Origin of the sequence: Parafilimonas sp. (assembly GCF_051953455.1) — a bacterium.
GTDB lineage: Bacteria > Bacteroidota > Bacteroidia > Chitinophagales > Chitinophagaceae > Parafilimonas.
This window is the reverse complement of the sequence record NZ_JBQCIT010000036.1, coordinates 111,597-124,772: the sequence shown is the minus strand read 5'-3', so window position 1 is coordinate 124,772 and position 13,176 is coordinate 111,597. Positions and strand designations below refer to the sequence as shown.

The 13,176-nt window shown below is 42.5% G+C and carries 7 protein-coding genes and 1 tRNA gene; 2 read left to right on the top strand and 6 right to left on the bottom strand.

The annotated features are described in order from the left end of the window. Positions 1 to 15 precede the first annotated feature (15 nt). From ACTHN6_RS14600 to ACTHN6_RS14590, 3 genes are all read right to left on the bottom strand, one after another. The gene (locus ACTHN6_RS14600; protein ID WP_440436503.1) at positions 16 to 849 is read right to left on the bottom strand and encodes a universal stress protein; all 834 of its coding nucleotides are present in this window, start codon (positions 847 to 849) and stop codon (positions 16 to 18) included. 174 nt (positions 850 to 1,023) lie between these two features. Then, complete coding sequence (locus ACTHN6_RS14595) at positions 1,024 to 3,057, bottom strand: M13 family metallopeptidase (protein ID WP_440436502.1); 2,034 nt, start codon at positions 3,055 to 3,057, stop codon at positions 1,024 to 1,026. A gap of 84 nt (positions 3,058 to 3,141) precedes the next feature. Beyond that, positions 3,142 to 3,214: transfer RNA gene (locus ACTHN6_RS14590), tRNA-Lys, on the bottom strand. A 75-nt stretch (positions 3,215 to 3,289) separates the two neighbouring features. Here ACTHN6_RS14590 and gmk point away from each other — a divergent pair. Further along, positions 3,290 to 3,865 carry a guanylate kinase gene (gmk, locus tag ACTHN6_RS14585; protein WP_440436501.1) on the top strand — a complete coding sequence of 192 codons (576 nt, stop codon included), beginning with the start codon at positions 3,290 to 3,292 and terminating at the stop codon, positions 3,863 to 3,865. On the opposite strand, the gene ACTHN6_RS14580 is transcribed toward gmk, so the two are convergent. Further along, positions 3,854 to 4,387: a Uma2 family endonuclease gene (locus ACTHN6_RS14580; RefSeq protein ID WP_440436500.1), complete on the bottom strand. Its 534-nt coding sequence runs from the start codon at positions 4,385 to 4,387 to the stop codon at positions 3,854 to 3,856. The two genes, gmk and ACTHN6_RS14580, sit on opposite strands and share 12 nt — an antisense overlap. 51 nt (positions 4,388 to 4,438) lie before the next feature. Here ACTHN6_RS14580 and ACTHN6_RS14575 point away from each other — a divergent pair, with 51 nt between their 5' ends. Further along, a complete protein-coding gene (locus ACTHN6_RS14575; RefSeq protein ID WP_440436499.1) occupies positions 4,439 to 5,260 on the top strand; it encodes an SDR family oxidoreductase in 822 nt (273 codons plus the stop codon). A gap of 22 nt (positions 5,261 to 5,282) precedes the next feature. Here ACTHN6_RS14575 and sprA read toward each other — a convergent pair whose 3' ends face one another. Beyond that, positions 5,283 to 12,551 (bottom strand): T9SS outer membrane translocon Sov/SprA, encoded by a 7,269-nt coding sequence (gene sprA, locus ACTHN6_RS14570; RefSeq protein ID WP_440436498.1) that lies wholly within the window; start codon positions 12,549 to 12,551, stop codon positions 5,283 to 5,285. Positions 12,552 to 12,589: 38 nt separating this feature from the next. Next, complete coding sequence (ruvA, locus tag ACTHN6_RS14565) at positions 12,590 to 13,171, bottom strand: Holliday junction branch migration protein RuvA (RefSeq protein WP_440436497.1); 582 nt, start codon at positions 13,169 to 13,171, stop codon at positions 12,590 to 12,592. Positions 13,172 to 13,176 lie beyond the last annotated feature (5 nt).

Sequence of the window (13,176 nt, the reverse complement as noted above, 5' to 3'; positions counted from 1 at the left end):
TAATGGCGTTGATAATCATTCACGGATTGCCAGTACAGGAATATGACTGTGAAATGCTATGGTTTTGCTTTCACTTCGCCTGAAAATACTTTCCAGCCATCCGCGCTTTTTGGGTATCATTATGATTACATCTGATTGATGTTTGTCTGCAAAATCATTTATGCCTTCTGTGAGGCTATGCGCCTGCTCAATATAATATTGTGTGTCATAGCCGGCGAAATTTGTCTTTAAAAATTCAATGTCTTCTTCTTTAACGTTATCCGTATCCTTTTCATGAACTAAAACATGCAGTGCATCTAATTTCGCATTGGTAACGTCCAGTATCTTTTTGATGTGATTGACAGGCGTAGTGGTTTTTGTGCTTTTAAGATCAATGGCCAGTAATATTTTATCCAGCTTTGTAAATTTTGCTTCAGCCGGAACAATGAGCACCGGTATTTTACTGTGTTTTGATAAGCTTACTGCAGTGCTGCCAAATAAAAGGTTTTCCAGTGCGCCCGTTGAGCTTACATTCATAACAATAAGATCGGCATTATATTTTTCGCTTGCCTCTATAATACCACTTTCAACCACGTTATAATCTACCTCACATATTAATTGGGCAGCCGGATCAATTTTTTCCTGGAATGTATCCTTTATTTTTTGCATGGCCTGCTCACTCACTTCTTTATACATATCTATTTCATTTAACAGGACCGGCTTGAATTCCGGGTCTTCTGAAATATAAGGCTGATAGGCATTGTATATGATAATCTTTTCGGCATTTAATGTTTTTGACAACGCGATTCCATAAGATATGGTGTGATACGAGGCATCGGAAAAATCAGTTGGGATGAGAATGTTTTTCATGAGTGCAATTTTATTTTTTATATGAATTTTTCATTTGTTTGTAACATGCAATGAAGATATTTTTTTGCTGGTTTATAATATGATTTTGGATAGTTAAAAATAATTTTTCTTGACTATCCGGGCTAATATTTATTGATAAAAAAAGCAGCGCTAGGCTGCTTTTTTTTATCAGTGTTACCACACTTTGATTCTTTCGTTTTCCGGCTTATACATTTTATCTCCGGGTTTCACATCGAAAGCTGCGTACCATGCGTCTATGTTGCTAACCGGCCCGTTGCAGCGGTACATGCCCGGTGAATGCGGATCGGTTAATATAAGTTGTGCAGCAAAATCAGGTAAGATATTTAATCGCCAAACCTGTGCCCAGCTTAAGAAGAAGCGCTGATCGGGTGTAAAGCCATCAATCTTTTTATTGCTCTTGCCTTCTTCTGTTTTTTTGAAAGCTTCATAAGCAATATTAAGCCCGCCAAGGTCTGCAAGATTTTCACCCAGGGTAAGTTTGCCGTTTACGTGAAGGCTGTCATTCACCGTAAAAGCATTGTATTGGGCAACAACTTTATCTGCACGTGCTGTAAATTTTGTTGCATCATCAGCCGTCCACCAGTCTTTTAAATTACCATCTGCAGCATATTGCCTGCCCTGGTCATCAAAACCATGCGTTAATTCATGGCCAATAACAGCAGCAATGCCGCCATAATTTACCGCATCATCGGCTTTTTCATCAAAGAACGGGAACTGTAAAATGCCTGCGGGAAAAGCAATTTCATTATTGGACGGGTTATAATAAGCGTTGATAGTTGGCGGCGTCATGCCCCATTTTGTTTTATCAACCGGTTTACCCATACGGCCAACATTATCGTTATATGACCATTCATCAATACTGCGCAGGCTGCCGATAAGATCGTTCCTGTTTATAACAATGCCGGGATAGGTTTCCCATTTATCAGGAAAGCCAATTTTATTAACGATGGCAGTTAATTTTATAATGGCCTGTTGTTTTGTGCTGTCACTCATCCAGTCGAGCCGGTTAATCCTGTCTGCAAAAGTTTGCTGCACATTTTTTACCAGCGCAAGCATACGCTGTTTGGCGGCATCATTAAAATATTGCTGCACATATAATTGGCCGAGTAATTCGCCAAGATTGCGGTCAACCAACGCACTCATGCGTTGCCAGCGCGGGGTAATTTCTTTTTGGCCTGTTAGTACCTGGCTGAACTGAAACTGCCTGTTTACAAAATCGCTGCTTAAATACGCTGCTGAATTTTTAATAACACCCCATTGCAGGTAAGCTTTCCAAACATTAACAGGCACAGCGGTTAATAAAGAATTAATGGTTTTAAAGAAAGTTGGATTGTTGCAAAGCAGGCTGTCAGCGTTTGATACTTTCATTGAACCAAACAAGTTTTTCCAATCCAGCCCCGGGGTTAATTTGCTGAAATCATCAACAGAAAATTTGTTATATGTTTTGATGGGGTCTCTCATTTCAACGCGGCTTAACTGTGCCTTTGCCAATGCCGTTTCAAGGTTTAAAATATATTGGGCTTTTTGTCTGGCAGTGGCTTCATCATCGCCCACCAGCTTAAACATATCTGTTATGTATTTTACATATTCATTACGGATATTCCGGCTGCGGGCATCATCTTTTAAATAGTAATCACGGTCTGGCAAAGAAGTACCGCCCTGTCGTAATTCAGGAATATATTCATTCACATTTTTATCATCCTGGCCAACAGAAAAGCCATATAATAAACCACCAACACCCTTTGTGCGCAATGTGGCAATTTCATTTAGCACCTGTTCCTGTGCTGACAATCCATTCAATCTTTCCAATTCAGATTTTATAGGTGCATAACCCGCTTTTTCAATAGCGGCGCTATCCATTGCGGCGGCATAAAGGTCACCCACACGCTGGTATAAATCATTTTTAGAAGTATTTTTAGCCGCTTCTTCGCAAAGGAGTTTCAGCCTGTCTAAGCTTGTTTGCCGTAATTCATCAAAACTGCCCCAGCGTGTTTTGGAAGAAGGTACCGGGTTATTTTTTATCCAGCTTCCATTTGCATAAAGAAAAAAATTATCGCCTGGCTTTTCCTGCATATCCATATTGGCAGGATTAATAAACTTAAAATTCTTTGATGTAGTTTGTGCCATGGCTGTATTTGTGAGGGTAACGATGCCAGCAGAAAGAATAAGTGTGCCTAATCGCTTCATATATAAAAAATTTTGTGCAAAGTAAGAGAAACTATTTTGGGCTAAATTAAAAAAGGCCGCTGTTTAGCGACCTTTAATTTCAAGTGACCCCGCAGAGACTCGAACTCTGGGCCCGCTGATTAAGAGTCAGCTGCTCTACCAACTGAGCTACGGAGTCAAATTTTCCAAAGGGTTATAGATTAATGGGCTGCAAAAATAACTGTTTGGCGTATTTTGCACGCCAATTTTTTTTATGGCTGAATACACAGGCAAATTAATCATCATAACAGCGCCGTCAGGTGCAGGTAAAACTTCAGTCACCAAATATTTGCTGGATAAAATTCCGCAGCTTGCTTTTTCAGTTTCGGCCACTACCCGAAAACCACGCAGCAATGAAACCAATGGAGTTGATTACTATTTTATTACCGAAGAAAACTTTCATCAGAAAATACAGGAAGATGATTTTCTCGAATGGGAAATGGTATATGAAGGAAAATTTTACGGCACATTCAGAAGCGAGCTGGAACGTATATGGAAGGATAATAAAGTGCCGTTGCTCGATATTGATGTGAAAGGTGCCATACATGTGTTTGAGCAGTTTGATGAAAATTGCCTCACCATTTTTATTGAGCCGCCGTCTGTGGAAGAATTGAAAAGACGATTAAGTTCACGCGGCACAGAAAGCCTGGAAAGTTTACAAACCCGTTTAAATAAAGCTGTGTTTGAATTGAGCTTTAAACAACAATTCAATAAAATAATTATTAACGATACGCTGGAAGTTGCCTGCAGCGAAGCGGAGGCGGCCGTTAAAAATTTCTTAGGATTGTAGGGTAACCGTAATGCCAAGTAAAGCAATTGTAAAAGAACCCAGTGAAGATGACAGCCCTTTAAAAGATGTGCCTTCATTTACAAAGCCGGTGCATTGCAGCGTTTGCGGATCAATAAGCCAGTATTCCTTTACGCCATATGCTGCATAAACTTCTTTCTTCTTTGTTTTATCATATTTTGATGTGCCTGGCGATAAAACTTCAATTACCAGGTGCGGTGCGCCATGTACATAACCATCATCACCCAAAATATCCATTTGTTCATCTGCGATAAAAAATATATCGGGGCGGTAAACATTTTTCTCGTTGATATAAATATCAACATCGCCTAATACTTTCCCAATAGGATTCGTACTAAGGTAACTACGGATAGTGGTATATATAATACCAACAATATCCTGGTGCTTCCAAATAGGGGAGGGTGACATAATTATATGGTCGTCTATTAACTGGCAACGGGTTCCTTCAGGAAGTATTTTAAATAATTCCAATGCTGTTCTCGGCGGGTGCAACATACTTTCCATACGGCTAATTTACGAATTATAAATCTTTATTTTTATGGTCAATTAAAATGTATGCCATCATTCAAAAACAAAACCATATTCATTACCGGCGCAAGCCGGGGCATCGGAAAAGCCATTGCCTTAAAGCTTGCTGAAAGCGGTGCTAATATTATTGTGGCAGCCAAAACAGTTGAAGAAGATACCCGGCTTGGCGGCACTATTTATACAGCAGCAAAGGAAATTGAGGCCGCAGGCGGGTTTGCCCTTCCTGTAAAAGTTGACATCCGTGATGAGGAGCAAATAAAGCAGGCCGTTGAAGAAGCCGTAAAAGCATTTAACGGTATCGATATAGTTGTAAACAATGCATCGGCCATTCAATTAACAGATACAGAAAATACGGAAGCAAAACGTTTTGACCTGATGTTTGACATAAATGTCCGCGGAACTTTTCTTGTAACTAAACACTGCCTGCCTTATTTAAAAAAATCAACTAATGCGCACATACTTACCTTATCGCCACCCTTGAATATTGATGAAAAATGGCTTGCCGGTCATGTTGCTTACACCATAAGCAAATACAATATGACAATGCTGGCAATGGGATGGGCTGCAGAATTCAGGAAGTATAATATCGCGTCCAATACGCTTTGGCCGGCTACAACTATTGCTACGGCTGCGGTTAAGAATTTGTTGGGAGGCGATGCATTGATACAAATGTGCCGCAAACCTGAAATCGTGGCTGATGCCGCTTTTTATATTGTAAGCAAAGCGGCCGCGGTATGCACCGGCAATAACTTTATTGATGAAAAAGTGCTGGAAGCCGAAAACATAACAGATTTATCAGCGTATGCCGTTAACCCCGGTGGTCCTTTATATCCCGATTTGTTTTTATAAAAACTTTTTTAAAAGCAACCTTCTAATTGCCTGTATTATTATTACTTGGCGCTATTGATATGCGTATTTCAATGCCGGCCCTTGTATTAATAATCGGCGCCGACGTGGATATGTATGGAATAATACGCTGTTGTTCAAAATACAGTTTAAGGTCAATACGGTTATTAATTAAATAATCAATATTAGGTTGTATGCTGATGGTTTTTTGTCCGCCGGTACTGTAGGCTGTCGGCTGGTCCAGCCTGCTGTTGGTTTGCAGGTCATTCCTGAACGATAGATCAAGGCTTATATTAAGATCTGTTTTATCAGGATCAGCTTTTATAAACGGCAATTTAAAGGGCATGTTCACACCCTTTTGCCGGAAAGTGCCGCCAAACGAAAATGAGCTGCTATTCACTTCACTCAACTGGTAATCATACAAACTCAAACTCAGCGTTCTGCTTTTTGCATATTCAAATCTTAATGACGTTTGCTCATTGGTGGTGATATCAAAACCTATTAATGGTGCAAACTGTTCCTGTATTGTCAAATTGGGAATAAGGAAATAGGGAATGTAGTTTCCGGAAACAGTGTCTTTGAAAGCAGGCTGGCCAAGATGCAGCGGGTCATAATACAATAATGCGCTGGTAAAGCTGTTCATGCTGAAGGTGCTGGTATAACCGTGTGTGAGCGTGATATTGTTGAACGTATTGGCAAGCGATGGAATCCTCGTTAACCCGGTATAGGTTACGCGCCAGTTAGGCAATGCATGCACACCGCTGAACGGGTTTGATTTTATGGTTGAATTGTTTTCATTGATCAATGAAACCGAACCGGCATCCTTGCCTGTATAAGCTGCAATAAATGATGGCAATAAAACATCCTGCTGATAACGGCCATAACCGGTAGGGAAACCGTCAGCCTGGTAAGTCGGGGCCTGGTTCCAGTATGGATTTGCTTTGGCAAGCCTGTTGGCTACTATCAAACGGTTATCCTGGAACTTTTTAAACGTGTTGGATATTTGATTCGGATCAGATTTCTTAAATAATGTCTGGAAGCTGATATAGGAAACAGAGAATCCGCCACCTGCCAGCGGGCTTAAATGATTAAATTCTTCGCCGCCTGCCACGGTGGGTAGATTTTTAAATAATTCGGAATAATTTTTTGAGAATGTTTTTTGAATATTCAGGTCGATATTAAATTCCCTCAAAGGCTCAAGTTGCGCCGAAAAAATTAGTTGCTGCTGGTAGTCCTGCATATACAACAGGTTGAATAATGTATCTTTTGTAATTACACCTTCTCTTGCTTTTTTATTCAGCCAGCTCGTATCCGGCTGCTTGCCAAAAATATAGGCGTAACCCGGCTGGCTGGCTTTTTGGTCCTGTCCCAAATATCCCGTTCCGCTTGTTATGCCCGGCACGCGGCTGTTATAATTTTCATTATAATTTACGGAGGCGTGTTTAACCATAGTTACCAGGTGGCCTACAGCTTTTACGGCGCCGTTTGGTCCTGTAGTTTGCCTGTTCTTCCGCTGCTGTTTACGGTAATCTCTTTTTTGCTGGCGCCATTTCTGCAAGGCATGCCTTTTTTCAGCGCCTCTTAATTTATTGCCGGAAGAATCCGTTATCACTTCCGCCCTTGGTTTTGGAGGTTGGATACTGTCGTTGGGGTTGGCTTCCGTATCTGTATTGTCATCCGTCTGGCTTACAGCGGTAAGAAATTTCGATTTGGAATAGAGCCGCGTTAAATCAAACTCCGCCGTCAGGCTGTTTTGCTGCGAGTTTTCTATGGTATTGCCCAGGCTGGTTGCCAGTAAGCTGGCGCCTATCCAGTTATAGGTAGTTGCATAACTGTAACGGCCATTGATCCAGTCGGTAAGCGGAAGCTTGGCAAAAGGAATATTATAACTTAACGTTGCCCGCTGCTGGTACAGCGTATTTCTGCCTGCATGAAAAAAGTTTTGACGCACCGTATCTTTTTTCGCTTTTGTATCAAGCCTTCCAAAAGGTTCGTCAACGCGGGCAAAAGCCGTGGCTGAAAAATCAAGGTTGAGGCTGCGCGTAAAATCCCAGCGCAGGTTGTAATACCTGTCAAACGTGAAATACTTATCGTACGTGGTATCTACCCTTTCAACCTTGGAATCGTAGGTGTTCACAATGCGTGGCACATACATGCCAAACTGCCGGTTAATGTCGTAGCGCACACTTAATAAAGATGGTATATAATTAAAGTTGAAATCTTTTACAGGCGCCAGCCATGCGCTTTTATTTTTAATAAGATTTTTAAAAGGCTCTTTGAACGTTGAAGCATTGGTAAACGTATATCCAACGCCTGCACGGTAGGTTTTTATATTGTTGAGTAATATGGTTGGATTGGTCTGGTCATATTCGGTATAGGAATAACTGAAATCAAAATTGCTTGGGCTCCACAGCTTCGTTGTTGTTCCGCGCTGCGCAAACCGCACATTGGTAAAGTTGATGGTTTTAATGGTGGTAATATCAGCCGCGGCTTTTCTTATGGAATCCCTTCTGTTGCCGGCCATTCTCAGCTTGTCTTTATAAAGAATATCAAGATCGTAAGGGTCGTATTCCGGCGTTAAAATAGTTTTATTGATGCTTGCATAAACAGGTATTGATAAACCAACCGATTGCGGCAATAGTTTGCCCGCATCAATATTCAGGGCCGCATCGTACTGGAACATGTTATCGCGGGCCCGCTGGTTTACCTGCTGGTCAATACCTCCAAAACCATAAGAATAAGTATTGGCTGAAAGCGACAGCGTACCCAGGTCGGCCAGTTGCATATCTACCCTGCCCAATGCGGCGTAACCACCTTTTTCATCAATTTTGGAGAGCCTTAATTCATTCAGCCAAACTTCCGTGCTGATGGTGTTGGTGGTTTCATTTTCAATAGCAATTAAAATGCCTTCTACTTCTCCAAGGTTGGGGTTTCCTTTAATACCATACCTTCTTGAACCAACTTGCTCAGAATAATATTGGGTGATGTTATTAGAGGCTGCGTTCCTTCTTATTTTAAGCTGGACCAGGTCGTTCAAAATGAGTTTCAGGTTATTGGAATCGGGCCATATCTGCTGGGCGGTTGTGCTGCCAAATGATGTGATTTGTAAAGGAATTTTTACTTCATAATAGTTATCAAGAAAATCCTGGCCAATACGGATTACTGCGGCAATTTGCCCGTTGGCCAATGCCGGCTGCTGCGTTAAACCGGATTCGGCGTGAATAAACATATCCATCTGCCCATATTGCCGCAGGTCGTGGTTAAGTGTTTTGAATACGGCCCTCGAATCATTTTTTTGCAGGTTATTAATCTTGAGGCTCATGGCCTGTTCATTCTGTAAAAGATTTATGCCGTTATTGCTTAATTCCTGCACGCGTTCAATACCCGGTGGTATAACATACGGTATGGGCTGCCGGTTGCTGTTTTCTTCCACATTCACGGCCAGTACATTCATAACGGTAGGAGAGTTTGTGGGAATTTGCGTGTAACTGCCTGTGGTATCTACATTGTATGTAAATGAGCGCCATTGATTACGCACCATATCCAGCGTGGCAAAACGCAGTACAACGGAATCTTCAAAACCGGAAAGGTACATGCGCATAAAGCGGATAGATTTAAAATCCGGTATCTGGCCTACTTTATTGGTAAAATCTTTTACCGGCACGCGGAATAAATACCAGTCTTCCGGCGCAGAAGAACCATCGGCCAAACGCGGATTTACTGTTTTTTTATCGGTAACATATTTGGTGGTGCCTACCGCCATGCCCGGTTTCAGATCCACCTCGTATTCATAATATTCTTCCGTTTCATTCAGCGTATTATCCCTGTTCAGGTCTTCATTATCCGGGTATAAAGTGGCCGCCGGGGAAAACTGTGATGTGCCTGTATAAATAGGGGAGTTACCCTGCGGGTTATTATAGTCTTTATACCTGCCGAGAATACCCGTTCCGGCAGCATCGTAGCTGGCATCGCGGTACCATTTGTAATCGTCGTTGGCAGGGTCGGATGTAGCTTTCTGGTAAATACGGGAGCCTGCACCAAAATTGCTGGCTATATTAGCAAGATAAGTGCTGCGCTGCACCCTCTCGGAATCATTTGCTTCGCCATCAAAGCCCACATCCTGGTATTTTCTGTCATTGGGGTCATTGCTGAAAGCCTGCGTAATCTGAATGGGATTCACCGGCGTCCTGGCCCATGTTGAATAATCTGCAATAGCAGGAATAGACGGTGTAGGCAAGCCATTTTCATAAAAGCGCCTGCCGTCTTTCAAAACATCCTCGCTTATATTGCCGAGGTTGATGTATAGCTTACCGCCGGTGCTGGCAGGGTCTTTAATAAAGGGGTCCTGTACCCAGAATTCTATATATTCAATATTGCCGGTTTCAAAATCGGTCTGGTCGAGGCTGCGCATAATACCACCCCAGCGCTGGCGCGGGTTAAGCAGCTTGCCGTTGGCATCAACATTGGCTTTATCATCAGCAAAATTATAAGGGCCGCGATCGGTTGGATAATAAGCCAGGTCGAATGTTGAAGCAATTACATCAGTAATATTGGTTGTGCGGTTGGGAAATAATTCATTGGTGTACACCTGCCTTACACGCGGGTCGCTTAATTCTTTCAAATTACCGCGCAATGGATTATTAGGGCTGGATTTATCCTGCAAAATAGGTTCAATATTATACCAGGCGAGCTTGGCGCGGTTCTTACCATAATCCAGGTTATTGCTCAACTGGCTTTCGGGAAATGAGCTCGGTGTGGAAGCCAATGTCCATGCAATAAACGGATAACGAAGGTCAACGCTGCTGGTGGCGCCTTCAAAATCATCAATATAAATAAGCCCACTACTGCCTTTGCCAATTTGTGAAGGATGGCCGGGTTTTAATACGGCAGCTTCACCATAAGCAGTGATTGAACTCGTGGCATCTGAGTTATAGAAAGGTAGTTTATTGATTAATCTTGTTAATCCCGGCAGTTCATTCTGGTAACTGAAATCAACGCCATACATGCTGTTACGGATAGGGTCTTCACCATAATTTACCTTGGTGAAATAAGGCCTTTCCGCCAGTCGCTCCAAAGTACCGCCAATAGAAAGGTGCTTATTGGCCACATAATCAAGCCGGAGACCCATAAAACTGCGCTGTTGCGTACCAAAAGTGGCATTGTTTTCAAATTGAACATTTACCGGCACCCCGGAATTAATGATCGCCTGGTTAATGACCTTTAATGTGCCAAGGTTATAGTCGATAATATAATCCGTGTTTTCTGTTAATACCTGCCCACCGGCGGTTACGGTTACCGAACCTCTCGGGATGTTAAAGGCACCGAGATAGATATCGGTATTGGAACTGCCTTTAACCGTTCCCTGCAATTCGTACCGGTTCAGGTTAGCATAAGTTTGCGCAATGGCTTTTATGGAATCATATAACTGGAAGTAAACGTACTTCTTCACGGTATCCTGGTCAACGCCCTGGAAAGCCAGGTCAGCCAGGTCTCGCCCGAAGGGCTCCAAAACAGGAAAGATAATTTTACCCTGCTGTGAAATAACCGTAAAGCCGTCCACAAAATCGTACAGGCCATCCGGCTGGGGGTCGTTGCGGTTGTTTAACCGGTCTGCACGGAGAATCTGGATAAGCGGCTGGCCAGCTACAGCAGGATCGCTTACCGGCAGGTACCTTTTTAAGCCGCCGCTCGGCTCCTGGTATAAAACGTTTAGCTTGCAATCGCCCTGCTGCATGCCCATCACGTCAATTGAATAAACATTCTTCATCATCAGTCGCCAGATAGGCAGGTTCACGCGCTGCGATGTGGCTTTTAATAGTTTCAGGAAAAGCACTTTTTGCACGCCCTGTGTTGAATCAACCGTAACATCCTGTGAAAACTCTCCTACCTGGTAAACTTTACCATTGTAAGTATATTGATAAGCTACGCCGAGCACTTCATCAGGCTGCAACTGCACATTTAATGAAAGAAAGCCAACCTGGGGGTTATAGTAATATTCTGTGGAGTCGAGTTTGCGGGCAAATGTTTTTTCAAAATCATTCACCGGCGCCAACCCTCTTGCTATCAATAAACTGTTTACCAGCGAAGGGTCCCTGAAATTGGCATTCTCCAGCAGCGTTGTATATAAGTCGTTGGTATTATTTTGAGGTAAAACATCATTGGTTATGGTATGAATATTACTGTTGGCGGGTTCGCTTTCGCCCAAATCGGCAAAGCCAACAATACTTCTTGTATTGGTGGTGGCACCAGTGCGGTTGGTAACCCAAACTTCCATGCGCATAACCTGCACCTGGCTGTTTACCACCGGCAGGTTGCTCATGGCATTATTATAATTTTTCCTGAAATATTGCGCCAGCAGGAAATGCCGGTTTTCATCGTAATCATCCAGGTTCTTCTTAATTGTCTGGCTTAAACCGCCGCCTGACAGCGCCAGTGATTGCTGCTGCGATTTCTGGCTGGCAAGTGCAGCAGTGATAAATAATTTACCGAACTGAAGCTGCGTTTTTATACCAAAAAGGCTCTGCGGGCTTGTCATTAAAGTGCTTTTGGTTTGGAATGAAATATTACCGGCCTCCACCGATTTTAATATTTCATCATCCATGCCTTTATAATCGAGCTTTAACTGGTTTTCATAATCAAAATTGGCAAGGGTATTATAGCTGATGGGTAGTTTAAGTTTATCGCCGATGCTGGCATTAATGTTCAGGTTGGTGTTCATGTCAAAATCCAAACCACCGTTACGGCGGGCATTTTCCGGCAGGGTTGGGTTTTTAATTACCTGGCCCTGGTAACCCATGGTAAGGTCAACGGTGCCCTGCGGTTTTATATCCACCCTGAGCCCGTTGGGGCCAAGGCCAAACATCCTGTCGAAAAGCCTGTCATAAACGTGGGGTGCTGGGCGTGAAATTTTACGGTTAAGATCGAGCAATGCCTGGCCGCGCTGGTTAAAATAATCATTCTCCTGCTTCCGGCTTTGCAGGCGGTACATTTCATCAAAAGTGAGGTAAGTGGGTTTGCGGTAAATAATATCACCAATTTTTTCTGTTACATAATATTGATTAGTAATGGGGTCGTATTCAATATTTTGTTTAATAAAAGAAGTGTCCCTTATATCGAATGGGTTGGCATAATCCAACGAAATCCTGTCTCCGCGCCTGTCCTGCAAAGGATAATGCAGGCTGTCGTGCAGTGAATAACCCGTGGTGTCTTTAACCTGTGCAATAACTGTACTGCAAAGGCAAAACACCAGAAGCGTTATCAGTAAGAGTTTATCAGCAATGCGAAGTTTTGTCAATTTCTATGTAGCCTGGTTAGGTAAAATTGCTCAATAAGCTATAAGTTTTTTAGTGCAAGTTTAATAATGTTTTCCACTGAAAGGTTATTGGCGGATGAAAGTACTTTTTTTATGGCTGTTTCAGCAATATTTTTTTGAATTCCTAAAGCTACAAGTGCATTCAGGGCATCAGACTCAACCGTATTAAATGAATACGCAGACTGGGGCAAATTGGTTTGCAGGCGGTTTAATTTATCTTTCAGTTCCAATACAATGCGTTCGGCTGTTTTTTTGCCAATGCCTTTAATGCTTTCCAGTTGTTTGGTATTGCCGTTTGCTATAGACCTGATGATCTCCTCCGGCTTTAGCCCGCTCAGCATCATTCTTGCCGTGGAAGCACCCACGCCGGAAATGCTTATGAGCTGTAAAAAAAGCTCTTTCTCTTCCACATCATTAAAGCCATATAATGTATGCGCCGACTCTGTAATGTGCAGGTAAGTGAACAGCTTCCCGCTTTCCTTGTTGGCAATAGCCGAATAGGTGTTCAGGCTTATCTGCAAATCGTAGCCAACACCGTTTACATCAACAATTACCTGGGAGGGCAGTTTGGTTACAAAATTTCCGTTTACAAATGCTATCATACAAA

Excerpts from the sequence above, each read along its gene's own strand:
- ACTHN6_RS14600 (WP_440436503.1), bottom strand. The coding sequence starts at position 849 with ATGAAAAACATTCTCATCCCAACTGATTTTTCCGATGCCTCGTATCAC.
- ACTHN6_RS14595 (WP_440436502.1), bottom strand. The coding sequence starts at position 3,057 with ATGAAGCGATTAGGCACACTTATTCTTTCTGCTGGCATCGTTACCCTC.
- gmk (WP_440436501.1), top strand. The coding sequence starts at position 3,290 with ATGGCTGAATACACAGGCAAATTAATCATCATAACAGCGCCGTCAGGT.
- ACTHN6_RS14580 (WP_440436500.1), bottom strand. The coding sequence starts at position 4,387 with ATGGAAAGTATGTTGCACCCGCCGAGAACAGCATTGGAATTATTTAAA.
- ACTHN6_RS14575 (WP_440436499.1), top strand. The coding sequence starts at position 4,439 with ATGCCATCATTCAAAAACAAAACCATATTCATTACCGGCGCAAGCCGG.
- ruvA (WP_440436497.1), bottom strand. The coding sequence starts at position 13,171 with ATGATAGCATTTGTAAACGGAAATTTTGTAACCAAACTGCCCTCCCAG.